This window comes from Mycobacterium sp. D16Q16, assembly GCF_002013745.1.
In the GTDB taxonomy this organism is placed as follows: Bacteria; Actinomycetota; Actinomycetes; order Mycobacteriales; family Mycobacteriaceae; genus Mycobacterium.
The window spans coordinates 13,156-37,156 of sequence record NZ_MAEY01000011.1 but is presented as its reverse complement, the minus strand read 5'-3'; the positions used below and the strand labels follow the sequence as shown (position 1 = coordinate 37,156).

The following is a 24,001-nucleotide window of genomic DNA, read 5'->3' as shown; positions in this document are numbered from 1 at the left end:
CCACCGCGTTGACTCTACCGCCTTCGCTGTCGGAGCTTGATGCGGAATCTGAACCCGAACTCGAGCTGAGCCGGATCACTTTGGTGGTTGGTGGCCTGCGCATCGACGTGGGCTTGCCGTCGAACGTCAGCATTGCCAATTTCATCGACGACGTCATCGACATCGCCAATGACCAGATAGCCACGCGGCCCGAGTTGGCGGGCACCCAGTTCGACGCCTCTGAGGACAAGTGGACGCTGGCGCGCCTGGGTGCTGATCCGATCGATCCGAGCCGGTCGTTGTCGGAGGCAAACATCTACGCCGGGGAGCTGATGGCGATCCGGGAGATCGGTCAGCCTGCGAGCCCGCTTCTCTTCGATGACGTCGAAGAGATCGGGGAAGCTGGACCGCTGACCGACCTGCCCTGGACCAGGTGGTTCGTCGACAACCGGCAGATGCTCGGCTACTTGGCGGCCGGATTGGCCACCAGTACAACCGTCGCACTGCTGTTGCCAAGGCACGCGGGCGACCGGTACCTCGCCGGGACCGTGCTCGGCCTGGGCGTGCTGGGTGTGGTTGTCGCGTGTGTGCTCGCGCACCGATCCGGCGGGGCAGTGCGTTCGCAGTGGGCGGCGGTCGTTGCGACACCGCTGCTTTTCGCGGGGTCCCTGTACCTGGTGCCGGAGGCATTCGGGGTGAAGGCATTGCCTATGGCGTTCGGGCTGACGGCGCTGGCCTCGCTGGCGATGGTTCTGATCACCGGGAGCGGCCGCGCGCTGCACACCACCGTCATGACCCTATCTGCGCTGGGTGGGGCCAGCGCGACGGCCGCGCTGTTGTGGGACCCGCCGCAGCGTGCGGTCGGCGCCGCGGTCGCGACGTTGGCGGTTGTGGTGGTTTACATCTCGCCGCGGATCACCATCATGCTTTCGAAGCTGCCGATACCGCGGGTGCCCACCGCCGGTGAGCCGCTCGACGACATCGAAACCCAGGGTGGGACCACGGTCGAAGGCGTGAATGCCGTTGGCAAGCAAATCATCCCCACCGAGGAGGGCATGGTCGGGCAGCTGCGACGCGCCAACGCGTACCTAACCGGCATGCTGGTGGCCGCCGCGATTGCCGCCGTAGCCGGTTGCTACCTGAGTGTCGATGTCAGCGACGGATTTTATTGGCAGGGTTCGGCTTTCTGCGCCGCGGTGGCAACCGTGCTTTGCCTTCGTGGGCGCAGTCATCACGATCTGATCCAGTCGGCGACGTTGGTTGGCGGGGGCCTGATGATCGCGCTCGTGGCGATCGCCAAGAACGGCCTGTACGTACGGGATGGCCAGGTGGTCGCAGCGGCGGCCATGATTGGTTTCATCGCGCTGATCGTGCTGTGTGGAATCGTCGCACCCCGGCTGGTGTTTTCGCCAGTGATGCGCCGTCAGGTCGAGATTCTCGAGTACGTCGCCATCGCGATGGTGTTCCCACTGTCTTTCTGGATCGCGCGTGTCTACGAGTTCTTTCGCGAACTGCGGATCTGATCGTCACTGTTTGGGCGGATTAACCTTTGTCCCGGCCGGGTCGGCCGCGAGCGAGTCGTGGGCGACCAACGCAGCCTCCTGGGATAACTCCGGCCCAGCGGGCAGTAGGGAGAGCACCGACCACGGCGCCAGCTGTGGGTACATGGCATCGCTGTTAGGCTCGGTCACCCCGCTCACCCCGAGCGCGGCAGCTGTGGGCAAGTCCTTGATGTGGTAGCGCAGACCGGTGTCGGCGACGTAGAACAGTGCGCCGGCGGCCCTGCTTTCCGGTGCGTTGCCGGTCGCCTCGACGAACTCGCCGGTGCCGGGCTTCAGATACACCCAGTCGACGCCCGGACCCGTTCCGTCAGCGCTGGCTAACGGGACGGGTTTCGCACCGGATGGCAACGGCAGCTGATGTCCAACCAGCAGTCGTATCGTGGCTTGGGCGGCGTTCTTGGGTCGCTGCCAGGACATGCAGGCCACCCGGTCCGGCTCTAGATCGACGATCCGAGGTGACACTGTTGGATAGTGATCCACCGGCAGCGTGTGCACGATGGGTGCGCTGCTGACCAGCGAGGGTGAGACCTCGTGGGTGCCCTGCGGGTCGTTAGCGGGGCCGCCGTACCGGATGATGTCGGCGGTCGCGTCCGAGATCCGCTGTAGTCCGTCGCGCAGCACCACGTATAGCTGATTGCCGGTGGAATCGGAGGCCTTGATCATCGACCCCACCGGATACTGGGCCGGCAGGTACGGTGCTGGCTCACCGATCCCCTCGATGAGGACCGGGCGGATCGGTGGTGCCAGCGGGAACGAATTGAGCAGCCCGGGCGAGACAGGCCGAGGATAGACGTCCTGCAAGTGCAGAGCGTTGACGACACCTTTGTCACGCGGGTCGACCACGGCGCGCACCCCGTCGTAGACGAGGTAGACGGTGTCCCCGGACATAACGAGCAGCATCTCGGCCGGTGAGGCGGCCCGGATGCCGTCGCCCAGCGCCGGATCATTGGCAAGGACCGCTGTCTCCAATCCGCCGGGTCCCGGGCCCGAGCGGATATCCGGCGTCGTCACCGAGTCGCATACGGTCCAGGACGACATATCCAGGTTATCGGCGCCGTGAATCGCCGCCGGCGCTCCGACTATGCCCACCATCGGGCCACGTGGTAGCTGGTTGAGGAAACGGTCATCGACCTGCTTGGGCGCGTCAGCCGAACCGGTGATCATCCGAGCCGAACTGATATTGAGTACGGGGTGTACTCGGTCGCCGATCTGCACGAACATCCCGCCGCTGGATTTACTGATCAGGATCTGCGCGTTCCCGATGTTCGGCGTCGGCTTGAAGAAGGCAAGGACGGCGGCGGCTCCCGTGATCAAGATGGCGACAACGAAGCCCACCATCAGTGACCGGATCTGGCCACGCATCGGGTCGTGGATCATCCGGGAATCGGCGCGAATCAGCGCATGCTCGAGGCGCCGCAGCAGGAAGCGGTAGCCGTTGACTTGCGCGCGTGTGGTAACTTGCGCTGGCATTGCCGCTCCCCTCAGCATCGGTTCCGTATCGAAGCCGTCGGTAGCGTACAACATGGTCACGGGGGTTTACTGCACTCGCGAGGTGCCGCCCCATCAGCTGCTGAGGAAGCCGAGTTGCCTGGTCGCGGTGCGGGGACTTCTCGTCGTCAACGACGGAGGCCGCCGGAGTCGAGCCGTTTGCGTTCAACCGTGGAGATTGGCGCGCAGCGCGTGCTACCGCTGTGGGACTTGGTGTTGCTGCAGGTCTTGATCGCGGCCGGGCTGACCATCGCGCTGCTGGCTGGGTTCCCAGGGTGGCAGGGTGCTGCCGTGGGTCTAGTCGTGGCACTGGTACTGGTGGTGCGCGGACGCGGTACGACACTGCCGCGGCTGGTTGGATTGCGGTTGAGGTTCTTGCTGGAACGCCGCAAACGTGGTCGGAAGCACGCAGGTCCGGCAGAACCGTTCGATGTGCCCGCCTCGGATGGGACCCTGATCGGATTTCGCTGGGACGGACGCACGCTGCTGTCGCTGTTGAAAATCGACGAGAACCCGCAGGCGATGACGGTGATGGAGCCCGGCGTCACTGTCTCAGGCGCCATCGTCCCTGTCGACGCGTTGGTCGAGTGTTTGCGGCAATTCGACATCACCCTCGACTCCATCGATGTGCTGAGTCAGGGCGCTCGCTCGCATGGCCACACCGAGATGGCCGCCGTGTACGACGCGGTACTGGGCCCGCTGCCAGCCATCGCGCAGCGCACCGTGTGGGTCGCGATCCGCTTCGATCCGTCACGATGTGCTGAGGCGGTGCGCCGCCGCGGCGGCGGCCGCGAGGGCATCTTGCGCGCCGCCACCACGGCGACACGGCGGGTGGCCAATCGGCTGACCGAGGCCGGGCTGGGTTCGCGAGTGCAGACCGCCAGCGAGATCGGCCAGGCGGTCAACCAGCTGTCCGATGGTGTCAACCTGGCCAGCGTCGAGGAAACCTGGCGGACCTGCCAGGAAGGCCGCTTCAAGCTTCGCAGCTTCGCGATCAAGCCTGCGATGCTGACGACTGCGGGATTGGGGCTGGTCTGGACCATTCCGAGCTACTCCACCACGGTCTGTCTGTCGCTGCGGCGAGACGCCGATGAGGTCACCCAGGTGCGAGGGTTGGCCCGCTTCGACACTCACGACCGTGCCCGCATCCACCTGCGGGGCCTGAACCACTTGCGCGGCTTCCAGTACTCGGCGCTGGCCTCGAGCCTGCCTGTGCCCCAGCCGCCTCGCCAGATCAACAGTTGGGCGTATGCGGCCGCAGATGGCGCCGTGGACAACATCGCAGTTCCGGCGTCCGGTTGCGGGCAGGTGATCGGTGCCGACGAGCATGGCCGAGCGGTCGCGCTGCCTCTTTTCGGGTCGCAGATCAATCGCGTGGAGATCGTCGGCACTTTGCACCTGGCGCAGCTGGCGGTACTGCGGTCGTTGGCGCTCGGTGCCCGGGTGCGCGTGCACAGCCATCGGCCGCGGTTGTGGCACGGCATGATCAAGGAGGTCGACGACCACGACCTGCTCTGGGTCGCCGACACTAACCGTCGCACCATGCAGGCAGGTTCGGACCGCAATTACACGGTCGAGGTGTTCGACGGAGTGGTCGAGCAGTCGGTCCGAATCGGTGTCACCGCGATGGTTATCACGCCGCCGAACTCGGCCGTGAGTCCGAACGCGGATGTGGCACTGGAACTGCTCGACGCCGAGGCCGACGTCGTCAAGGTGTCCACTCGGGCCGGCTCATCGGTGGTCACGATGGTCGCCACCGATGAGGAAGTGCGCTACATCAGGGATTCATTTGCCGCCGAGCGAAGCGGCGCGAAAGCCTGACAGGATCACGGAGTCTTGACAGCTAGGCAGCTGTAATGGATTGCCGACTTTTCTTCCGGGGCGCCGGGCAGATACACGTATAGCTCCGAGTAGATGTTGGGCTCGTCGTCGGCGATCACAACGTCCTTCTGGTCCTCCGGCAAGTCGTAGTAAACGCCGGGGTCGGAGACGATGCGAGCATTCTTGCCCCGCAACCCCTTCGCGTCGTACGCCAATGCGTGATAACCCGGGGGGATCTCGGTCATACAGCTGATTGTCGCTTACGGCTTCGCCCGTGTGCAATCAGAGAGGGTTGTGTCAACTGACGAGGCGTTTACACAGCGCACTCATGCTGTGTGCGGCGGTGCGGGCAGTGGTAATGGAATCCCCGCTGGACTCGTCGAAACTTCGGTAGGCGCTGGCTAACGCGGCCAGGGAACCTACGGTTGTCTGAGAAGTCAGCGTGAGGATTTCGGTGGCACCGGGCGTGATGCGCTGTTTCAACGCATCGGCGGCCTGCTGGAACAGGTCACCGGCGTGCGTGACAGCGCTCACACGCTCCGGGGTGTTGCGCACCGCGGGATCAAGGATGCTGGTTCCCTCCGGGATTACTGTGAGCGCGTCAGCCGCCTCGTTGATCAGTTTGCCGGCGGCGTCCCAGCCTTCACATGTCTGACGATTGGCCCGTTCAGGGGATATTGCGGCGGGCAGCACGGATGGCTCCGGGGTCGCGGTGACCGTAACCGCCGCGGCTGTTGCGCGCTCACGCGTCAACATGGTGGCGCCCACCCCGATCGCTGCGCCCACTAGCACGCCCGCACTCGCAGCCGCCACGATCGCCGGCCAGCGGCGCGGCGCCCGGTACAGTTTGCCCACATTCATCGACGCCGCCTTTCGGTTGACCAGCCCGATGTGTTCCACCCGTCACGTGTGTGGGGATGAGTGAAGCCGTCAGCCACCGAGGCTGCCAGTTCGAGGAAGGCCTGTCGCCCCTTCCATCCCACCAGGTCGAGGGTTACTTCGGAGCCCTGCGCGAGATGGTCATCGTAGGGGATGACGTGCACGGCGCGGGCCCGCGTCAGGAACTGGCGGGCCAGCAGATCGATGTCGACCGACACCGCGCCCGGTCGGGCGGCGCTGACGGCCACGACTGAACCCGGTACCAGGTGCGCGTAACCGTTCTTGGACAGCCAGTCCAGGGTCGCCAGGCCGCTGCGTGCGGCATCGATCGCCGGAGAAACCACTAACACCAGCGAGTCTGCCTCGGCGAGCACCCCGGCCATCGCCGAGTGCACCAGCCCGGTGCCGCAGTCGGTCAGGATGATGTTGTAGAACCGTTTCAACATCTGCATGACGGACCGATAGTCGGCCTCGGAGAAGGACTCGGACGTAGCTGGGTCTCGCTCGGAGGCCAGGATTTCCAGTCGGCTGGAGTTCTGCGACGTGTGCCGACGGATGTCGGAATAGCGAGAAAGCCGCTCATCGAGCAATAAGTCCCGCACGGTGGAGTTGCTCTGTTTCGGTGCGCGCTGGGCAAGGGTGCCAAAGTCGGGGTTCGCATCAATGGCGATGACCCGGTCGCCGCGGACGGCCGCGAATGTCGAACCCAGCCCTACCGTCGTGGTCGTCTTACCTACGCCACCCTTCAACGAGAGGACGGCGATGCTGTAGTCGCCGCGCACAGGCTGGTTGACCCGCGCGGTCAGCCGCTTGAAACTATTGGCCTTGTCTGATTCCCCGGGGTTGATGCCGGTCATCCGGTGAATGGCCCTGCGCCAGCCGCGTTCTGGGGCGGCCTGAACACGCCGGATCAGGCCAAGCTCGCCAGGGGTAGGCAGCCGTGGCTGCCGACTGTCCGGCGATCCGGATGGGTTTCCGCGGTCGGCGGTGGTGAACGGTGTTGCCACCGGCTCAAACGTGGGCGGCGCCTGCGGCGGTGCTGTCAGTGGGGGAAGCGGTGGCTGGCGCTGCGTCGGGACTGTCGACGAGCTAAACCGTGGTATGCGCAGCGGCGCAGTATCGGCCTCATCAGGCTGCGCGCTGTGCCCTGACGGTGGCCGCCGGGAACCGTCGAAATTACTCATTATCGGCTCCGATGGCTCAGCCGCGCTTCAGCATAGCCAGCGCGTTCGTGAGGGCAGCCCGCATGTCAGCTGCGTCGATACGCATCAGTTCGGCCTCGTCAAGGTCCTCGAGGGCGGCCTCGTGCTCTTCGGCGAGGCGGTGCTCCCGTTCTTCCTCTGCGGCTTCGATCACATTTCGGACGAAGCGCCCGTTACCGGCCAAATCGATGCCCCGCCGGATCTGGCCGGAGTCGTCGGCAGAGGTGGTTTCGTACAGGGTCTCGCACGCCTTGACCAGCTCGTCACAGGCGGGTTCGGAGAGCTCGGAATCACGTCGCTGCGCGGTGAGCCGGCCGATGTCGCCCAGTTCGGCGGGGGTATAGGAGACGAAGCGAATGCGTTTGGTGAACCGCGATGCCAGGCCCTCGTTAGAGGCTAGGAATCGGTCGATCTCTGCGTCGTAGCCCGCAATGATAACGACCAGGCGGTCGCGGTCATTCTCCATCCGGGCCAGCAGGGTGTCCACCGCCTCCTGGCCGAAGGCATCGCCGCCAGACAGCCCTGTCTGGATGAGCGTGTATGCCTCATCGATGAACAGCACGCCGTCCATCGCGGAGTCGATCAACGTAGACGTCTTGATCGCGGTGCTGCCCAGGTGTTCGCCGACGAAATCGCTGCGCTTGGCCTCGACGACGTTGGGCGTCTTGAGCAGCCCCAACCCGCAGTAGGTCTGTGCGACTACCCGGGCGATGGTGGTCTTGCCGGTCCCCGGCGGTCCGGTGAAGATCAGGTGCAAGCTACGCGATGCGGAACTGAGCCCCTTGTCGCCCCGGATCTTGGCGAGCTTGGCTGCCGACCTCAGCTTGGCCACCTGGAGCTTGACGTCGTTCAGACCGATCTGGCGGTTCAGTTCCTCCTCAGCCTCGCGCAGGTATTTGTTACCACGCTCGGCGGCCTCGCCCGCGTCTTCGGTGTTCTCGCGTGCGGTGCTCGGGTCCCACTTGTCGGTGCGGGAGTCGATCGCTTCTTTGGTGCTGATGATCAGCCGGTATTTTGGGTCGTGTAGGGCGGCCGCGTTCGCCTCGAACCCGGGATCCTCGCTGTAGATCCGCTCGAAGATGATCCGGGCTTCCGATTCTTTGCCCATCTCACGCAGGGTCAGGCCCTTGCAGAATTCCGCTGCCTGCCGCGCTGCGGGGATCGGCCCTTCAATCGCCTGGTCCAGGCGCCGGATGCCTTCGGCGAACAGGCCCATCTGGGAGCATGCCGAGCCAACCATCAAATGCGCTCCGGCGGCTAGGTATTCGTCGGTGAACGCCGCGGAGTGGGCTAGCGCGGACAGCACATCTGGCCAGCGCTGGGTGGTGAAATGCAGCACCGCGCGGATGTAGGCGCAGATCTCACTAGCCTCTGCGTCGCCACCGGGCATTGCTTTCCGGGTGACCTCGAGCTCGTCAAGCACCTTCTCGGCCTCGCCGTAGTCCGCACCCTGGATCAGTCCCGCTGCGTAGGCCAACCCCACCTCGGTGAGTGTGCTCAGGCCGTAGTCGAGATACAGCCCAGTCTGGAAGCGCCCGGCAAGCGTGTTGCGAGGCAGACCCAGGCGACGTTGGTCACGTCCGAGATTGGCCTTGCTGGTCCGGTAGAGGTGGTAGAGCACCTCCGGGGTGTTCTCACCGGCGGCCGCACGGCCCAACCACGCGTCGCTCATCTCGGGGTCGTATTCTGTCGCCCGCTTAAACGCCATGCCTGCGTACTGCACGTCGCGGTCGGTTTGCAGGCCATCGATCGGGATCCCCAGCGATAGCACGCCAGCATCGAATACCCGTTGTGCGTCCCTAGACCCACTCATCGGCTGGTTTTCCTTACTTCGTCAGCGACGTTCTGTGACAACGGAATTCCCGGCACAGCCAAGGAGATCGGTTGGCCGCGGCGCCCACCCATTCTGCACTCCCCTTGTATTGCTAGCACGGCTTGGAACATTGTACTAACTTTGGCCGTATGCCAGCCCATAACGTCGCACCGCCGCCGGGCGCAGGAGCGGCTGCCCGCACCAGCCAGGGCCGTCAGGGCGCCGCGCGGTCTCCCAGTGGCAGCATTTCAGTGGTCACGACCGAGCAGGGCCTACCAGTGGCTCTCAAGATCGATCCGCGCGAACTGAAAAAGTCGCCGCAGCACCTAGCGAACGAGATTCTGGCTCTCTGCCAGCTATCCGGCATGCGTGCCCAGTTGGCCCATCGCCGTGAGATGCAGGCGCAGGGGGTTGACTCCCCGACGATCGAGATCATGGGCTTGGCCACCGAGTCCGACGTAGTGAACGCGGAGGAGCGCATATTCGGTGACGGGGACTTGCCTGACAGTTGGATGAGGTCAGTATGAGCGCCCCAGGCACAAGCCTTGCTGCGTCTCTGCTCGCTCGGGTGCGTAAGCAGCGCGACCTCATGCAGGCCCTCGCCGAACACACCGCCGCGGTGAGTGTGCGGGTGACCAGTCGCGATCAATCGGTGAGTGCAGAGGTCGATGCGCACGGCGCCCCGTCCGGGCTGTGGCTGGGGCCTTCCGCGGCCCGGTTGGGGGCCGAGGTGTTGGCAAAGCTGATCGTTGACACCGCTCAGGAAGCCGCGCGGCACGCTTTGGAGCGGCAAGCTTTTCTTTTTAAGGAGTTCAATACCCGGATGGCAGAGCTGGAGAAAATGCCTTTGACCTGCTGGGATGGCAGCACCTTCGTGCCAGGCGAGGATCCGGAGATGCAAAAAGATGCCCAAGAAGTTGCCGGGTCCCCGCAGGATCCGGCAAAATAGTAGCCAGAACAAGAGCTTGAACAGTTATCGTTGCTGTAAAGGGGGCGGGGCATCGCCCTAGTAGCTGAACATCAGGAGGGAACATGGCGGCTAAGGGTTCTGGCGAAGATTTTGAAGCACAGCCTGCATATATGACTGCGATACAGACGGCGCAGACGGGCGTTTCCACGGCGATCACCAGCGCATTATCGGTCATCACACCGGGTGTGTTGTCCGGGTTCGCCAGCACTATTGGGCCGCTCGGCGTGGCCAATGTGATTCCGGCATTCTTCGCATCGACGAGCAGCAATGTCACTGGCGGATTGGGGACAGCCGTCAACCATGCGCTGCTGGGAACGTCGACCGAGGTCGCCCAGGCCGGCTACGTCAAGGTTGACGAGGGCCTTGGTTCCGGTCCGACGACTGCCGTCTGACCGGCGAGATCATGGCTGCCAACAACCCAGAGGGGCAGGTGCCCCCGGGTCCTGTAGGGCCCCTTTCGCCCATGCAGGGTCCTGTGGGCGTTGCGCCCGCTGCGGGCGGCGTCGTTTTTGACCCGACGCCCCACATCAACGCTGTTGAGCATGGGCTCAAGGACTGGCTGAACAAGCCAACCCGGGACATTCTGGATGAACTGAACCTGAATCCGAGCGACCGGAGCGCCCGTGATCAGGCCACCGCTGAGGACGCGGCGGCGCAGGCTGGTGCCGGGGGCGGTGACATGGTTTCCGGGCTGATGTCTCCGATGCTCCAGATGCTTGGCACGCTGGGTACCGGGATCTTCCAGGGCCTCAACCCGCAACAGATGTTCCAGCCGCTGACCCAGGCGTTTCAGCAGGGTGCGCAGAGCCTGCAGGGCTTGATGGGGCAGATGGGGCAGGGCGGCAGCGGATGGGCAGGTTCCGGTGCCGCCGGGACCATGGCCAAGACAGCGGAGACCCTGGGTAACGGGGCGGCCGTGTCGGCACAAGGCGCAGCGCTTGGCGGACAGGGGATGACAGCCGGTGCCGACACTTCCCAGGGCTACACACGGCTGCTTGAGCTCATCCAAGAGACCCAGCACCGGCTTGAGGGGCTCTCCGGGGGAATTCCTTTTACTGCCCCGGAGATGGGCGAAACAGCGAGCTCCGCGACGGCGCGCGCCGTCGAGATTGTCACGGAGTTGGAAGCCGCGCTCACCGCCCAAGCGGCCAACATGACCGCCACGGGTGCGCCGGTGGCGCTCGCTCAAGGTCCCACGTCGATGATGAGCATGATGGGCCCCATGATGCAAATGGCGATGAGCATGATGGGACCCGCTGTACAGATGGCCACGATGCCGTTGACCATGGGTACCCAGATGCTTTCGCAGGGGGTCCAGGCCGGTGTTCAAGCCGCTACCAGCATGGCGCAGGCGGCAGGAAAGGGAGGAGCCGGTAGCGGCGTGGGTGCGGCCGCCAAGGGGCTGTCATCGGCGGGGCTGGGGTCTGCGGGCGCCGCCAAGATCGGTGGTGGCGGAGCAGGCCTGGGGGGTGGCGGCGGTTCGGCAGGAACGGTCGCGGCGCGTGCGTTGCCGTCTGCGGTATCGGCCAACCTGGCAAGTGTGAGTGAGGGGAGCGGGGCGCAGTCCGCGGTACGCGGAGCGGCCGTCGGCGCGGTGGGTTCCAGCGGCGCCGGCATGATGGGCGGCGCTCCGATGGGCGGTGCGGGTGCGGGTGCGCGCGGTGCCGGGGCAGGCAGCGGTGATCACTCTGCGGCGACCTTCCTGCACACAAGTGATCAGGGTGATGAAATTGTCGGCGATCTGGGCACTGTCACACCGGCGGTGATCGGCGAGAACGATCCCGGTGCCGAAGGGGACGTAGAGCTGCGCATTTAGCAAATCGCATCAGCAGACATCTATCAGAGGAGTAACGAAATGGCCGATATTAGCGATATCAAGATCCAGCCCGGCGAGGTGGGCGATGTCATCAAACAGCTTGATGACCTTGCTGGCCGGGTTGACGCCGTCCTGAAAACCGAGTCGTCACATCTGACGACCGTGGCACCGGGTAGCGATGAAGTGTCCCAGCGTGTCGCACGGACGTCCAACGCCGTGCACGAGTCTTTCGGCAAGGCTGCGGCCTTGGGCTCCACTGAGATTCGGGAGGTAGCTGCGACGCTGCGGGCGCACTCGGGCAAGATCCAGGAAACCGATCTGGCTTGATTAGCCGTGAATTCGAGCTAGGGACGGGAAGGGGGTAACGGCGTGGGGTTCACCAATGTGGTGTGGGAGTCGCGAAGCGCTGAACGACTGGCTGGTGACCTCACGGACGGACCTGGCCCAGGCTCTGTCGGTGAGGCGGGTGCCGCGTGGATCCGGGTTGCCAACGAATTGGCTCGTGTATCAACCGATTTCGACGCGATCGTTGAACGGTTCAAGGCATCGTGGGATAGCGGTGGGTCGGACGCGGTTTCGCAGAAGCTCGTCGAATTTGGTCGCTGGATCCAGTCGCTTGCACTGAACGCAGCCGGCAACGGACAGAAGATCGAGGAAGCGGCGGTGGCTAACACCGTCGCCATTCTGTCAATGCCAAGCGTGTCCGATGTCGTTGAAGCCAAGGCCTCCGCGGACATGATGGCCTCACTAGGCGCGTACAACGGCGCGATTCTCGACGGTAAGTTTGCCGAACTCGAGGAGGCGGCTACCGCTCAGCAGGCTGATGCCGCTGCGGTCATGATGCGTTACGAGGACGCTGTCGCCGAGTTTGCCGAGCCGTGGGAGCAGCTGCCGCCGCCGCAGGTTGTCAAGGGTGATGCGCTCAAGGCCGAAAAAGAAGGCAAGTCGGGGGGCAAGGGCGGCGGCCACGGTGGCGGTGGCGGCGGAGGTACTGCAAGGCCATTGAGCCCCATGGCTGCGTCGCCGACCAAGACCAGCGAAGCGCCGAAGGACTTGAAGAAAACGCCGTTCGGCAGCGGTGCGGGGAGTAGTAGCGGCGGCATGGGCCGAGGTGCCATGGGTCCCATGGGCATGATGGGCAGGGGTGGCAGCCACGATCGCGAGCACGAGTCAATCCGTCCGGCCGAGGCACTGGAAGGTGGCGGTGAGCCGGGTGCGCGACTTTCGGAAGTGGGCGGCCCGTCGTGGTTGCCGGCTGCGCAGCAGAGCGATGCGCCGTTCACTGTGGCGAACGTAAGTTGGGGCCCCAACACCGCCATCTTTGATGAGCTGGCAACACCGGAACCCACCGTTGAGAGCTACGCCGACGAGCCCGCCCGGACGCTGCAGCAGGTTTCGGATCGATGGGTGGCGCCACCGGTTATCGGGGCTGACGATAAGGACCCGGTTCGGTGACAGCCGCACTCGGTTCCCGGTTCAACGTCAGTGAAGACGAGCTGCGAGTTGTCGCGCAGCGGGTGGGAATCCAGAGTTTGCCGGCGGTGTTGGCCATCCGGCTGCGGCACGGCACCGACGACGCGCTGGACGCGGCGATCGACCGTGCGACTGGGATGCTGGTATCCCGTGGTCTGATCATCGACGGTGTGGTCGCCGACGAGCTGCTCGAGCTGCTGCAGGTGTTGCATCGGCCGGACCGGGAGCTGGCCATGCGGTTGGTGACGCCCGACGGTATTTCCCGGGTTTCGTTGGCGCGCCGTGGTACCCGACTGGTGACGGCGCGGCGGATCAGCGACGACATCGAGTTGCGGGGGATTGCGGGCGAGGCGCGGCTCGACGCCGCGGTAGCGGCGTTGGTCACCGAGCTGCCGCGCTCGGAGGCGGCGCAGATCACCCCGGTGGGTGCGCCACAGCAGGAGATGCGCGAGCGGCTTAACGGCACACACGATTCGGCGGAGCTGGCCGACCGCGTTCGAGCGCTCGGCGCGGATCCTCAGACCGCGATGCTACTTGGATCGGCGCTTGGGTCTCGCGCGGCGTTTGCCGAGATCGTTTACTACGCGCTGTCGGCCGAGGACGATCGCATTACGCGGGCGCCGGCTGCGATAGGGGTTTTTTACACCAAGCGTGGCCGGATTGTCGGCGCCCCGAGCGTCTCACCCAATGGACAGATCTGGTCTACGCTCAAGCCAGGTTCAGATCACACGATCGGGCAAGCAGTCCGTCAGTTGGTGGAACTGTCCGATGAAGGATGGGGGGCAACGTAAATCGCAACGGGTGCATCATTTTGCACGTAATCGACTGACCACTAATCAATTACCGACAGTATTCAGATCACAGAAGTTAGGGGAAATACATGGCTCCCGTGAATATCGACCTAGGCGCGCTACCGAAAGCGATGGGCGAGGTCAATGACTGCCTCGCGAAGACGTGCAGTCAGTTCTCGCAGATGCACGATGCTCTCGCCAGCCTGGCGGGGAATCTGCACAACAGCCCGAACGCGGCGGAGATACACTCCACCGCCAAGAAGATTGACGATGAGCTCCACGTGATCTATCGCGCAATGGGGGACGCTCACGACAAGGTCTATGAGTCTGGGAATGCGCTGCTAGCCGCGGCAGGCAAGGATCCCATGCCAAAGCACGACGCTCCCGCGCCGTGGCCAGAGATGGAGCCGCACCGTGGGAATGACGATGTCATCACCTATGACCCGGCGGCCTTGGACCACTACGCTGATGCTGCCCGCGCCGCCCAGGGAGCCGGAACAGTCGCCCAAGACATCAAGCAATTGTTCGAGGTAACTATTCCCAGCGCTTTTGGCGCCCAAGCCTCGCAGGCGATTTCGGCGGAGTACAACACGATCAACGCTAACTTCGAAGAAGCTAACGCTGACCTCGAAAAGTTGGTGGGCCAGACGGCTGGGGATGACATGAACGATCTGTTCGCGCTCGATGCGCGGTTGGGCGGCTAGTCGCGACACCTCTACTCGTTTTGGGCGGAGCGGTCCAGGTGCAGCACCGTCAGTCAGCCGCCTCGGCGATTGCAGCGATGTCTCCGGCGGTGAGGGATCGATGCCGTTTGGCAGAAGGCGGCGGAGATGAAGGACGCTGGAATAGTGGCCAGGCCAAATGCGTCTTCGATTGACTGCCCACGCCGCGTGGGCAGTCAATCGAACAACGGGTTCTAATGCGTTTTCGGTGCAATCGGTCGGCAGTCCGGGTTTGCGCGAAGGCACAGTGCTGCCCGATTCCCGGGGTGAATGTGATGGCTTCGCCGGAGTGAAGGGAGCGGTGCTGTTTGGCTGCCAGGTGGAATATCGGGGCGGGGCATGAGTGACCCGGGCCAGGATCCACAAGTGTTGGTGGCGCAGGCCGTCCAAACGTTGCGCCAGAACGTGCATGTGGGAGATGCGAAACTGCAGGGCATCTTCAGCATGGCCGGTGACGACGTAGTCGCGCAGGTCGTCGCTCTGACAGGGGAGCGCGCAGACGCGATCCCGGTCGTGTCAGCTGCCGTCGAGACAATCCGTCGGCACCGCACGCTTACTGTCGGGTCCGACGGCCCATGGCTGCGGCTGCTTTTCGAAAGCGATGACAGCGGTGATCTGCGGATCAGACTCGACTATGGGGCCACCGAGATCCCCGCCGAGCAACTGTTATCGGCTGATGCCTACCGCCGCGATATCGATCGGCATCCCCGACAGAACATCCCGCTCTGGCTGTTGGCGTATGTTGGCAACACCGGCCAGCAGCTGCGTACTGCGGCCGAGGCGCGCGCGGGTGCCACGGCCGCAGTCGATGTCCTGGTCGCCGACAACGACCTTCCGCCACTGCCGCTGCTGTGGGCGCGGATGGCCGCGTACGCTGCGGTGTGTCGAGGGTCGGGTGTGTCGGTGGGTTCTCGCACCGACCCGTCGTTCCAGCAGTACATCGGTGACGCCGGCGGTTGTATCCTGGCGCGCCTGCCCAGTGACCGCGCCATCTTGTCCGGCGGGCGTGACGATTCGTGGTTATTGACTGCCGCCTATCGTGGCTCGATTGCATGGCCAGACCTCTATCGGGGCGCCCCGGAGTGGTTGCACAACTTGTACCTGGACCCGCGTGCGGCGGCCGGCCGGTTATCGTTTTGCTACTGGTGGGAGGACGGGCACTGGTACCGTGCCGAGCTGCCAGATGCGGCAGTACCGTCAGGGGACGATCACTCCTGGTCTCGTGCGGATGAGGTCGCCGGCGGCGTGCCTGCGGTGTGGACCAGAGCAGATGCTGCCGAACTCATTGCGAAGACCCTGGCAGGTATCGGCTTCGAGCCGACCGGCGATCACACCGAGACGGCGCTCGGCCTCGTCGCGGCCGCCGAGGCGCAGACCGCCTCGGAACAGCACCTGGCTGAGTTGTTCGCTGGCGGTGTGCCGCAGTCCTTCGACATGGCCGAGGCGATTGCGCAGCTGGATGCTGCTGACGTGTTGACGCGGGCGTGGCTGCGTCCGTGAGCCGCCTTGCCGGGCGCGCGGCTCAGCGGTCGGAAATCCGCAACTGCCATTCCCCGGCGGCGTGGTCATCAGCAGTGACCGGAGATGTGATGGGAGCGATGGCATCGCGCCGTTCCGGGGCGTTCGGCGGTGAGAGGGGCACCTTGGGCTGTAGTTCGCTGAACATCTCGTCCAACGGTTCCGTGGATTCATCGATGAACTTCGGGTCGGGAGCGAGCTTCTTCGCCTCTTCGGCTTGGAACGCCTTGGTACGTTCCGCCATGATGGCAGCTGCAGCCTGGGCGGCCTCAAGCATCGAAGCCGCCGCCTCGGTGTTAGTCGTCTCGGCGAACAACCGCTCGTCGATCTCCACCTGCACGACCACACCTTGGGCGTTCACCCAGACGCGGACAAGCTTGTCACGCGAGCGGGCGTCGGCGGTCTGCAGCGCGAACTGCTGGGCGGATACGGCCATCTCTTTGACGACGGCGTCCAGGGCAGCCAAGGCTTGATCGTTATCGATCTCAGAGCCGTCGAAAAACTCGTCCATCGCTCCCACGGTCACCATTGTGGCAGAGAAGTCCGCATGTGCACCGTGGCGTGGTCGGATGCCGGATAGTCTGGCCCGCGTGGAGGGAATTGACCTGGGTGACCGGGAGCTGCTCGAGCAGGCGGTGGCCCTTTTGGTGTCGGGGTTGCCTATGGGGTGGCAACGTTTGCATGCGGAGTGTGCGCCACCCGCAGTCGAGGTGATGGCGACCACGGCTGATGGGCGACCGCAGTCGATTCCGGCTCCTGCGAAGGCGGTCATGCTGTTGGCCGAGCACCAGCGGCGGTCAGCGGAAAGTGGGAAGCCGTGGCGGCGGCTGGTGATCGATTGCGACGCTGCTGGGGAGTTGTCGGCATACGCTGACCCCGGTCCGTCGGTGGCTTCGCCCCGGCGGGTGAGGCAGCGGGTGCAGTGGACGTTGATGGCGTTGACGGCGTCATTGCTGATGGCCGCCGGGGTGGTGTTTGGCGTGGGCTGGCGCTGGGAGGCACCGCCGCGGGTGGAGTCAGCCTCGTTGCCTGACCCGCCGCCGCGGCAGCGGGAAGCCGTCGAGGTGATCAACGCTTGGTCGGACGCGGAGAACCGGGCTGATGTGTCGGCGCTGCGTGCCCTCATGTGCAGCGATCCGTCGCCGGCACTGCTGCACTGGGTCGAGACGATGCGCCTCGTCGGGCAGAGCGAGCGGCTCGTCTTCCCGGATGCGGTGAGAGGGTTCCGAGACAGCGGGGCGCGAGTGTGGGTGCAGATCGCGGTTCGTCTGCGGCCAATCAGTGAGAGCCAGAAGCAGGCTGTTGATCGGGCGCAGACTACCGGTGGCGGATTCTTCAACGACGCGTTCACGCTGGCGGATGAGGCCGGACAGCTGAAGGTGTGCGATGTCTCCGGGGTTGTCGAATGAGTGGCGGACAGGATTGCCAGCCCCGTCGGGTGACGGTGTGGTTGTGGGCGTTCGCGGTTGTCGCCGCCGCTGCGCTGCTGGCGGTGGCGGTGGTCGGCCGGGACCGCGGTGACGGGCCCACAGTGCGGCCTCTGACCGCCAGCGAATCGATGTCGGACGAGCAGGCCCGCGCGGCCGCCGTGAGCACCGTGCTGGCGTGGATACGGGAACGCGACGCAGGGCATCTGGCGAATGTGAAAGCGTTGAGCTGGCTGGACGTGCCCGGTGGTGCGGTGGCCTTGGATGTCCAGGCTTTGCAAGATCACCGCCCGCTCGACCCGCATAGAGTGATCGCGTTTGGGCGGTTCGAGCGGGAGGGGTCGCTATGGGGCATCTACACGCATTTCGCCGACAACGGAGGTGTGGTGTTTCTGCTGAAGGTACGCGAGGGCGAGTTGCGGGTCGATGGGATTGGGCGGGCGCCGGTGCCGTGAGCCGGAGGCGCTCTCCTAGCGTGCGCCCCGCGCCTCTCGAATGGCCGCCACGTCTTCGGAGATGAGCTGGTCGATTCGTTGCGCAAGGTCGCGAGTCGTCACTGGTGTCAGATATTTGTACCCGGACGAATAGACATATTCGCCGTCCCCGTCGATCCGCACCCACACGACCGCTTTTTTCTGTCGGTCAAATCCCCAGTCGCGAGCGGGCTGCCAGCGGCTCTGTACCCGGGCAAAGCTGGTGATCTCGGTGGAGGAGAGCGCCACCGCACCGGTAGCGTTGGCCGATTGGACGTGGATGCTGACCTGGCCTGTGTTCTCACGGCGGGGCGGCGATGTTCCGTCGATATCGGGGATGGTGATCATGGCGCGTTTGCCGGGGGCGATCAGGTTGGCTGATCCGGCGATCGCTGCTCCCAGTTGGTTCGGCGCCAGGCTGTACACGTCGACCATGTCTTCGTCGGGTTGTTGTATCGCTAGATAACCCGCATCGCCGCAGCGGTGCGCCATTAGCCGTCGGCTGGGCTCGCCGTTGGTATCGATCACGCACTCCACGCGCAGATCGGCGGTGACGTAGTCGGAGAACCAATGTTTGAGCTCGCTCAGGTCCCCGTGGTTGACCCGGTCCAGCAGTTCACGGGTGTACCGCTCGTATCCGTCCCAGCCGTTGAATCGTGACGACTGTGTATGACCGAACGGGTGGGGCATGAAGTCGCGACCGGAGGCGTCGCTGATCGCTTCCACCCCGACGACTTCGACCTGCGCGAGTCGTTTCAGCGTGACCCGGACGTGCTGGCCGGGCTTTCGGTGATCGGTCACAGGGGGTTAGGTTGAGGTGGTGGGGGCAGGTGGTTGTTCTTTGGGCTCATCGCCGACGACGGCCACGACGGCGTCGCCCTCACTGATGACGCCATGGTCTGTGCGCAGCGCCTTGGACGCCTTGTGCACCTTGGCGGCTGCACCGCCGTGATTACCCGAGGCGGGGGCACCAGAGCCGCCGGACGAGCCGTTGTTGCTCAATCCCGCTCGCGAGGCGGATGCGGCCGGACTTGTCGCCTTGGTGGACGCGACTGGCTGTGCGGCGGGCTTGGCGATCGGCGCCTCACGGCCGCCGATCCCGAGTCCGCTACCTGTGCCGGCGCCGCGGGCAGCGCCTCGCAACGGTCCGGTACCCATAGCGGTGGCGGCGTCGAAGCGGCTGGGGTCAGTGCCCGGGACGGAACCGTTCTTGTCGCCGAGTAGCTTGTTGAGTGCATCGGTGGCAGCTTTCTGCGCCTCGCCGGCAGCTTTCCCCGCCCCTTCCGTTGCTTTGCCGGCAGCATCGCTAGCACTCTTTGCCGCATCACCGAGCCCGTCGGACCCTCCGGACGGATTCCCGTTGTCTTGCCGCTGGTCGCTAGCATCCTTAACCTTGCCGAGAAAACCGTCAGGCAGCCCGAGACCGTCTTTAAGAAGCCCCGGGGGCAGTGCCGGTACTCCGGGCCCGGGCCCTCCGGGCCCTCCGGGCCCGGAGGGTACCTCCGCTGGGGTGGGCAACGAGGGGTGGTTCTGCGCGATTGTCGAGATCGGCGGGTTGTATTGGTCCCGGACGACGATGACCGTCTGCTGATTAGCCCAATCCGCGATGTCACCGGCTTTGGGGTCTTTTTCGGCTTGCCGCACTGCGTCGGCAAGTCCCTCTTGCATGAAGAAGCTTCGGGTGTCCTTCACATCCTGGGAGAATATGTCGAAGTTTATCCTCATGCGATCCGTTGCACCTTGAGCGAAAACGATGCTCGCCCTCAAGATATCGGCCTGTTTCCTGATGGCATCCGCCGTCTGACCCTTAGGGCCGTCAGGTTTCATGATTTCCTCGAGTTTAAGTTTTGCATTCTGCAACCCGGCTTGGACGTCTGACCAATGTTTCTGGTGGTCGCCGAAATTATCGCCTATGGGCTTTATCGCCTCATGGCCGTCCATGAACTTAAGGATGTGTGCTAGGACTGAGCCTTTGGCAGACTTGCGCGTAGCCCAAGGATCACCGCTCTTGGTCAAGTCGTCGAGCTTCGTGTGCGAATCGTTTAGAGTACCCGATATTCCGGTTGCGCCCCGGTAATCTTCCCCTTTGGGGGTCTTCGCTCCGGCGGGGAGTTGCACAGATGGGGGACGCTCAGGACCGTAACCCGCTACATCTTGGCCGGGTTTCGATGGGTCTTGCGGGGTGTCCCAGGTCATTTCGTCTGGGCGCCCGCTTGATTCATAATTGCAGTGAGAGAATCATTCAGAAGTTTTTGCAAGTTCAGGACAGCGGTATGGGTACTTTGGGCGTAGTTGCGTAATTGTTCCGTCGATTCGTCCAGTTGTGCCGCGGTGGCGTTAATCGATTCGAACGGCTGTCCCGCACCGGGGTTCCCGATATTGCAGCTATTTGTGGCGGATACGGCGGCGGAGAGTTGCTCGAGAGCAACCGTGGCGATACCCGACCATTTATTGATGTCGCTCTGGGACATCTCGACGACTATCTGCTCAGGCTTGTGTGCCTTGATTTGAGACCCAGTTGTCTCCAGCTGCTCAACCGATGGTGGTTCCTCCGCCATCACACACTCCTCCCTTATGTGTCCACCGCGCCTACTTGGACCCGGCGATCCGCTCAGCGGACTGGCTATGGTGAACAGTTCCCACCAGCATAGTGCACCTCAGCCCAGGGGCGCAGCCGGAACACAGGTCACGACATATTTGCAGCTTGACTCTGGGGGCGCTCCGCTCACTATTCTGGCTGGACTTTGTTAGGGCCGAGACGAGCGGGAGCGGAATGTCGGATGCAGGGGTGCCTCCGGGAGGGTTTCGATGGGTGTCGCCGGTCGGTGGGCCTACCGGCCCGCGACCCAGGGGGCGGCTGTGGGTGGTGCTTGTGTGCGCGGTGGTTGTCGCTGTGGTGGCTGGTGGCGTGGCCGTGGTGCACTGGTGGCCCCGCAGCAGTCCGGGTGAGCCGAGCAACGCGCAGGAGGCGCCGATCGGAACACCAAAAGACCGGTTGATTGGTTTCGCACTGGATCGCCAACCGGTACCTGCCTGGCAGGTCTCGGTGACCGATGTCGGGCTCACGCCGGAGACTCGAGTGGGCGACCTTTTCGCCGCCGTCTCGGACAGGGCCTACTTTTCGACGCTGCGCAGCGATCCCGACAAAACGGTCACCGGATTGGTGTACGGCCTGGACACCAAGACCGGCAAGCCGCTGTTCCCGCCGATCGAGATGCCCGGATGGGCGGGGGTCACGTGTTCCACCAACGGCCCGTCGGTGGCCGTATGCGTCACCGACAGTTGCCCGGATTCGATAATTTCCTGCACGGGCCAGCACGAGCAGCTGTGGGTGATCGATCTGGACGAGGGCAAGGTGACTTACACCGGTGACCCCAAGGTCCAGGGCGCGGGCAACCTCGAGTCCCGTAGTCACCGAGGGCGCCCGGTTCTGGTCCCGCTCGGGCCCTCCCACGGAGCGAGCTGGCTGGTCGCCTCGGCGGAAGGCAAGGGTGTCTACGGCGTGGGCTCCCAAGGAGAACCGACGTGGTTTCTTCCCGGCAACGGGGATCTGGTCAGTGTTGAGATCAATGACCCGCGAGTGGACGACATCGCGCCGCTGACAGTGGGGATACAGAAGTCCAGCTCCGGGAACGACTTTCGCGTGTTTTCCGTCGACGGGCGTGATCTGACACCCACCCCACCGCAGGGGCAGCGGGTAGCCGAGGTGCGCGTCTATGTCGGTGGTTTCGCCGTCGAGTTCGATGAGGGTCCGTACCACCGGGGCGTGGGGTTGTATGACAGCGACGGCAAACAGGTGGCCATGCTGACCGGGGCCTACGAGGCACTGGCCAACACGGCGATGCCGATCATTGTGCAGAACCGGCCGGACAAGAACTATGACACCGGCGGGCTGCAGGTTTACACCGCGGCCGGCAAGCCCCAGGTCAACGTACCTGCATCGATACTCGACCACTTCCGCATGATCGGCACCAAGCTCTACGCCGGCGAACCGCCAGGAACGTGGCGGTCATGGGACCTGTTCACCGGCCAACAGGGCCCAGCCTGCGACATCCAGCTTGACAACGGCGAGTACGTGGGATCTGACGGCAGCACCATCATCTGGCAGGACCTCAGCAATCAAGAGTTCATCGCCGTCGACCCGGCAACCTGCCAAACGTTATGGAAGGCGCCCGTCAAGACCGGCGATGGGGGCTACCAAGTGCTACAAAAGTCCGGAAACAGCCTGCTGCGGTTGAGCGAACACACCATCGCCGGGCTGCGCCCTCCTGCCTAGGTACAGCAGGTCATGAGGATTGGTGTCAGGCGAGGGTAGTATCGAGCAGATGTCCGCGTCGGCGCGCACCGCAGCTGAGATCGAAGACCTCGTTACCCGGGCCGCTGGGCAGCAGGACGATGCGTTGGTCAGCGATCTCATGATTGCCCTCAACGACCGTGAAGTCTTCTACTCCTTGGATGTCGAAGAGGTCAACGGACAACCGCACATCAAGACGCCGTTGCTTGAGCTGGCCGACGGCACCCATGCCCTGGAAGCCTTTACCTCTCGAGCAAATCCTGAGCTGTGGAAAGAATATGCTGGAGCACCATGGCGGCAGGTGTTGGAACTTGCCGCGGAAATTCCGCCGGTGCAGTGGGTGATCATCAAGAATGACGCCGGTAGCCGGGTGCCGATCCGTAAGAGTCAGATCGCGGTCATCCTGAATGTCTTGCCGCACACGCCGCCCGCGACACTCGACGCGCGGATCACCAAAATTGTGAACGATCCGTACGCGCAACCGTTCACCTCACTGGATTCCCAGCTCAGCGCAGCACATCTTTTTGTACGCCTGACCTCCGAATCGGCGACGTCCGGACCGCTGACGCTGGTTACCTCCTCGGCTGGTGGCGTGGACAACCTGGTGCAGGCCTATACCAGCCGGAGCCGGCCCGGTTACGTGTACGGCGAGATGGATTGGCAGGCCATCGTCGACATGGTCGCGAAAACCCCGGCCCTGGCGGGTATTCATGTCGTTAATGACAATGACGACTGGGTGATCATCAGCCGTTCCGATCTCGGCCTGGCCAACTAGCGAACCAAGCCAGATAGACGGTTTTCAGGCAGTCGTGCGCTGATCGCTGATCTGTAGCTGGGGCGCAATAGTGTGCAGTGCGAGCACCAGTTGTTCTAGCGGCGGTTGGAAGTCGCCCGGGTAGTCGGCGCGCACCGTCAGCGGGCGGCCCTTCCGGTCGTGTTTCGTAGTCACGATGACCAGCCGGTCCGTGTAGCTGGTGCCGGCTTTGACGCCGTGCACAGAGGTTGTGTATTTGTCGGTGACTGCCACCAGGCGTGCCACGTCGGCCCACCGTACTAGGTGCCGTCCGGCGCGGAAGCCGGTGGTGTCAACAGTCAGCTTTTTCGCCCCGCGACGGTTGACGACTACCATCTGACCGGTCGTGGACCACTGCTGTATCAATGCCGCTTGTTGTTGCGGATTGGGGATGAAATCCGCCGTAGACCGGCCGGTTCGCAAATCTGCCTCCGGCGCGTACTGTCGCACCACGGCCATGAACTCGTCCAAGTTCGGACTGTGATGCTCGTAGAGTGTGTATCCGAGTTGAATCTGTCGCCCGTTCGCATCGGCTTCGTGTTTGGTTACCACCAGCGATACCTGAATGTCGTCGTCGTCCACTTTGCGAGACGGGTCCAACATCCCGTACCGGAATTTCCCTTCCACGAAGCCGCACGAGCGCACCTCATCCCACCGCACAGTGAATCCGGGGGCCCAGATCCCGTCCGGGCCAGCCTTGATCTCCGGATCATCGATGATGCTAAAGATCGCCCACGTTCCAACTGCGTAGAGAGCCGTGGCGATCGTCAAGACAACGCTCAGCACGATGGCCAGCCAGGTTGGCCCGGCAAGCGCACAGAATAGAATCCCGATCCACAGAACCGCCAGCACGCCGCCCGTCACTTGGCGATCCCGCCAACTCGGCGGCGCGGTGCCGACCACGGTTACCTCGCGCGGTGCAGGAGGGATTCCATGCGGCGGTACTCCATCCGGCACGCTCATGACAGACACCATAACTG

General features: G+C 64.1%; 25 protein-coding genes. 15 read left to right on the top strand and 10 right to left on the bottom strand.

Features of this window, described 5'->3' with window-relative positions; all coding sequences use genetic code 11:
• Positions 1 to 8: 8 nt before the first annotated feature.
• Positions 9 to 1,502: a type VII secretion integral membrane protein EccD gene (eccD, locus tag B4394_RS11715; protein WP_078315132.1), complete on the top strand. Its 1,494-nt coding sequence runs from the start codon at positions 9 to 11 to the stop codon at positions 1,500 to 1,502.
• Between the two features lie 3 nt (positions 1,503 to 1,505).
• On the opposite strand, the gene eccB is transcribed toward eccD, so the two are convergent.
• Positions 1,506 to 3,011, bottom strand: a complete 1,506-nt coding sequence (gene eccB, locus B4394_RS11710; RefSeq protein ID WP_078315184.1) for a type VII secretion protein EccB — start codon at positions 3,009 to 3,011, stop codon at positions 1,506 to 1,508.
• 189 nt (positions 3,012 to 3,200) lie between these two features.
• Here eccB and eccE point away from each other — a divergent pair, with 189 nt between their 5' ends.
• Positions 3,201 to 4,850: a type VII secretion protein EccE gene (eccE, locus tag B4394_RS11705; protein ID WP_078315131.1), complete on the top strand. Its 1,650-nt coding sequence runs from the start codon at positions 3,201 to 3,203 to the stop codon at positions 4,848 to 4,850.
• 5 nt (positions 4,851 to 4,855) lie between these two features.
• On the opposite strand, the gene B4394_RS11700 is transcribed toward eccE, so the two are convergent.
• Genes B4394_RS11700 through eccA form a run of 4 tightly spaced genes read right to left on the bottom strand, consistent with a single transcriptional unit; the run spans position 4,856 to position 8,744 of the window.
• On the bottom strand, positions 4,856 to 5,095 hold the full coding sequence (locus B4394_RS11700; protein ID WP_078315130.1) for a DUF7161 family protein: 240 nt from the start codon (positions 5,093 to 5,095) through the stop codon (positions 4,856 to 4,858).
• A 52-nt stretch (positions 5,096 to 5,147) separates the two neighbouring features.
• Complete coding sequence (locus B4394_RS11695; protein WP_078315183.1) at positions 5,148 to 5,711, bottom strand: hypothetical protein; 564 nt, start codon at positions 5,709 to 5,711, stop codon at positions 5,148 to 5,150.
• Positions 5,708 to 6,913, bottom strand: coding sequence for a MinD/ParA family ATP-binding protein (locus B4394_RS11690; protein ID WP_286142044.1), 1,206 nt, complete (start codon positions 6,911 to 6,913; stop codon positions 5,708 to 5,710). Before B4394_RS11690 ends, B4394_RS11695 begins: the two co-directional genes overlap by 4 nt.
• Positions 6,914 to 6,929: 16 nt before the next feature.
• Positions 6,930 to 8,744, bottom strand: a complete 1,815-nt coding sequence (eccA, locus tag B4394_RS11685; protein ID WP_078315129.1) for a type VII secretion AAA-ATPase EccA — start codon at positions 8,742 to 8,744, stop codon at positions 6,930 to 6,932.
• Between the two features lie 149 nt (positions 8,745 to 8,893).
• On the opposite strand from eccA, the gene B4394_RS11680 reads away from it, so the two are divergent.
• The 9 genes from B4394_RS11680 (at position 8,894) to B4394_RS11640 (ending at position 16,016) form a co-directional block, all read left to right on the top strand.
• A complete protein-coding gene (locus B4394_RS11680; RefSeq protein ID WP_286142043.1) occupies positions 8,894 to 9,271 on the top strand; it encodes a hypothetical protein in 378 nt (125 codons plus the stop codon).
• Entirely contained in the window at positions 9,268 to 9,693 is a 426-nt protein-coding gene (locus B4394_RS11675; RefSeq protein ID WP_286142042.1) for a YbaB/EbfC family nucleoid-associated protein, read from the top strand. The genes B4394_RS11680 and B4394_RS11675 overlap by 4 nt, the downstream gene beginning before the upstream one ends.
• Before the next feature lie 131 nt (positions 9,694 to 9,824).
• The gene (locus B4394_RS11670; RefSeq protein ID WP_286142041.1) at positions 9,825 to 10,106 is read left to right on the top strand and encodes a hypothetical protein; all 282 of its coding nucleotides are present in this window, start codon (positions 9,825 to 9,827) and stop codon (positions 10,104 to 10,106) included.
• An 83-nt stretch (positions 10,107 to 10,189) separates the two neighbouring features.
• Entirely contained in the window at positions 10,190 to 11,530 is a 1,341-nt protein-coding gene (locus tag B4394_RS11665) for a hypothetical protein (protein WP_078315180.1), read from the top strand.
• Positions 11,531 to 11,569: 39 nt separating this feature from the next.
• Positions 11,570 to 11,857, top strand: coding sequence for a PE family protein (locus B4394_RS11660; RefSeq protein ID WP_078315126.1), 288 nt, complete (start codon positions 11,570 to 11,572; stop codon positions 11,855 to 11,857).
• A gap of 42 nt (positions 11,858 to 11,899) precedes the next feature.
• A complete protein-coding gene (locus tag B4394_RS11655; RefSeq protein WP_078315125.1) occupies positions 11,900 to 12,985 on the top strand; it encodes a PPE domain-containing protein in 1,086 nt (361 codons plus the stop codon).
• Positions 12,982 to 13,794: an ESX secretion-associated protein EspG gene (locus B4394_RS11650; protein WP_078315124.1), complete on the top strand. Its 813-nt coding sequence runs from the start codon at positions 12,982 to 12,984 to the stop codon at positions 13,792 to 13,794. The genes B4394_RS11655 and B4394_RS11650 overlap by 4 nt, the downstream gene beginning before the upstream one ends.
• 89 nt (positions 13,795 to 13,883) lie before the next feature.
• Entirely contained in the window at positions 13,884 to 14,498 is a 615-nt protein-coding gene (locus tag B4394_RS11645) for a hypothetical protein (protein WP_078315123.1), read from the top strand.
• Positions 14,499 to 14,855: 357 nt separating this feature from the next.
• Complete coding sequence (locus B4394_RS11640) at positions 14,856 to 16,016, top strand: hypothetical protein (RefSeq protein WP_078315122.1); 1,161 nt, start codon at positions 14,856 to 14,858, stop codon at positions 16,014 to 16,016.
• Between the two features lie 22 nt (positions 16,017 to 16,038).
• On the opposite strand, the gene B4394_RS11635 is transcribed toward B4394_RS11640, so the two are convergent.
• The gene (locus B4394_RS11635; protein ID WP_078315121.1) at positions 16,039 to 16,563 is read right to left on the bottom strand and encodes a YbaB/EbfC family nucleoid-associated protein; all 525 of its coding nucleotides are present in this window, start codon (positions 16,561 to 16,563) and stop codon (positions 16,039 to 16,041) included.
• A gap of 61 nt (positions 16,564 to 16,624) precedes the next feature.
• Here B4394_RS11635 and B4394_RS11630 point away from each other — a divergent pair, with 61 nt between their 5' ends.
• Positions 16,625 to 17,443 carry a hypothetical protein gene (locus B4394_RS11630; protein WP_139360131.1) on the top strand — a complete coding sequence of 273 codons (819 nt, stop codon included), beginning with the start codon at positions 16,625 to 16,627 and terminating at the stop codon, positions 17,441 to 17,443.
• On the top strand, positions 17,440 to 17,916 hold the full coding sequence (locus B4394_RS11625) for a hypothetical protein (RefSeq protein WP_139360130.1): 477 nt from the start codon (positions 17,440 to 17,442) through the stop codon (positions 17,914 to 17,916). Before B4394_RS11630 ends, B4394_RS11625 begins: the two co-directional genes overlap by 4 nt.
• Positions 17,917 to 17,931: 15 nt before the next feature.
• Here the strand turns inward: B4394_RS11625 and B4394_RS11620 are convergent, their stop codons facing one another.
• The 3 genes from B4394_RS11620 to B4394_RS11610 form a co-directional block, all read right to left on the bottom strand.
• On the bottom strand, positions 17,932 to 18,735 hold the full coding sequence (locus B4394_RS11620; RefSeq protein ID WP_078315118.1) for a hypothetical protein: 804 nt from the start codon (positions 18,733 to 18,735) through the stop codon (positions 17,932 to 17,934).
• 6 nt (positions 18,736 to 18,741) lie between these two features.
• Positions 18,742 to 19,626, bottom strand: coding sequence for a hypothetical protein (locus B4394_RS11615; protein ID WP_139360129.1), 885 nt, complete (start codon positions 19,624 to 19,626; stop codon positions 18,742 to 18,744).
• Between the two features lie 500 nt (positions 19,627 to 20,126).
• The gene (locus tag B4394_RS11610) at positions 20,127 to 20,492 is read right to left on the bottom strand and encodes a hypothetical protein (protein ID WP_078315116.1); all 366 of its coding nucleotides are present in this window, start codon (positions 20,490 to 20,492) and stop codon (positions 20,127 to 20,129) included.
• 305 nt (positions 20,493 to 20,797) lie between these two features.
• Between B4394_RS11610 and B4394_RS11605 the strand changes: the two genes are divergently transcribed.
• Together B4394_RS11605 and B4394_RS11600 are read left to right on the top strand one after the other, a co-directional pair.
• Complete coding sequence (locus B4394_RS11605) at positions 20,798 to 22,210, top strand: 9-bladed beta-propeller domain-containing protein (RefSeq protein ID WP_078315115.1); 1,413 nt, start codon at positions 20,798 to 20,800, stop codon at positions 22,208 to 22,210.
• A gap of 49 nt (positions 22,211 to 22,259) precedes the next feature.
• A complete protein-coding gene (locus B4394_RS11600) occupies positions 22,260 to 23,003 on the top strand; it encodes a hypothetical protein (RefSeq protein ID WP_078315114.1) in 744 nt (247 codons plus the stop codon).
• A 24-nt stretch (positions 23,004 to 23,027) separates the two neighbouring features.
• Here B4394_RS11600 and B4394_RS11595 read toward each other — a convergent pair whose 3' ends face one another.
• Positions 23,028 to 23,984 (bottom strand): reticulon family protein, encoded by a 957-nt coding sequence (locus tag B4394_RS11595; protein ID WP_139360127.1) that lies wholly within the window; start codon positions 23,982 to 23,984, stop codon positions 23,028 to 23,030.
• Positions 23,985 to 24,001: the final 17 nt, after the last annotated feature.

Bases quoted from the DNA above. Each gene is read 5' to 3' on its own strand.
- B4394_RS11610 (WP_078315116.1), bottom strand. From the start codon at position 20,492: ATGGCGGAGGAACCACCATCGGTTGAGCAGCTGGAGACAACTGGGTCT.
- eccB (WP_078315184.1), bottom strand. From the start codon at position 3,011: ATGCCAGCGCAAGTTACCACACGCGCGCAAGTCAACGGCTACCGCTTC.
- B4394_RS11670 (WP_286142041.1), top strand. From the start codon at position 9,825: ATGACTGCGATACAGACGGCGCAGACGGGCGTTTCCACGGCGATCACC.
- B4394_RS11600 (WP_078315114.1), top strand. From the start codon at position 22,260: ATGTCCGCGTCGGCGCGCACCGCAGCTGAGATCGAAGACCTCGTTACC.
- B4394_RS11690 (WP_286142044.1), bottom strand. From the start codon at position 6,913: ATGAGTAATTTCGACGGTTCCCGGCGGCCACCGTCAGGGCACAGCGCG.
- B4394_RS11660 (WP_078315126.1), top strand. From the start codon at position 11,570: ATGGCCGATATTAGCGATATCAAGATCCAGCCCGGCGAGGTGGGCGAT.
- B4394_RS11680 (WP_286142043.1), top strand. From the start codon at position 8,894: ATGCCAGCCCATAACGTCGCACCGCCGCCGGGCGCAGGAGCGGCTGCC.
- B4394_RS11645 (WP_078315123.1), top strand. From the start codon at position 13,884: ATGGCTCCCGTGAATATCGACCTAGGCGCGCTACCGAAAGCGATGGGC.
- B4394_RS11700 (WP_078315130.1), bottom strand. From the start codon at position 5,095: ATGACCGAGATCCCCCCGGGTTATCACGCATTGGCGTACGACGCGAAG.
- B4394_RS11595 (WP_139360127.1), bottom strand. From the start codon at position 23,984: ATGAGCGTGCCGGATGGAGTACCGCCGCATGGAATCCCTCCTGCACCG.
- B4394_RS11675 (WP_286142042.1), top strand. From the start codon at position 9,268: ATGAGCGCCCCAGGCACAAGCCTTGCTGCGTCTCTGCTCGCTCGGGTG.
- B4394_RS11640 (WP_078315122.1), top strand. From the start codon at position 14,856: ATGAGTGACCCGGGCCAGGATCCACAAGTGTTGGTGGCGCAGGCCGTC.
- B4394_RS11635 (WP_078315121.1), bottom strand. From the start codon at position 16,563: ATGGTGACCGTGGGAGCGATGGACGAGTTTTTCGACGGCTCTGAGATC.
- eccA (WP_078315129.1), bottom strand. From the start codon at position 8,744: ATGAGTGGGTCTAGGGACGCACAACGGGTATTCGATGCTGGCGTGCTA.
- B4394_RS11625 (WP_139360130.1), top strand. From the start codon at position 17,440: ATGAGTGGCGGACAGGATTGCCAGCCCCGTCGGGTGACGGTGTGGTTG.
- B4394_RS11695 (WP_078315183.1), bottom strand. From the start codon at position 5,711: ATGAATGTGGGCAAACTGTACCGGGCGCCGCGCCGCTGGCCGGCGATC.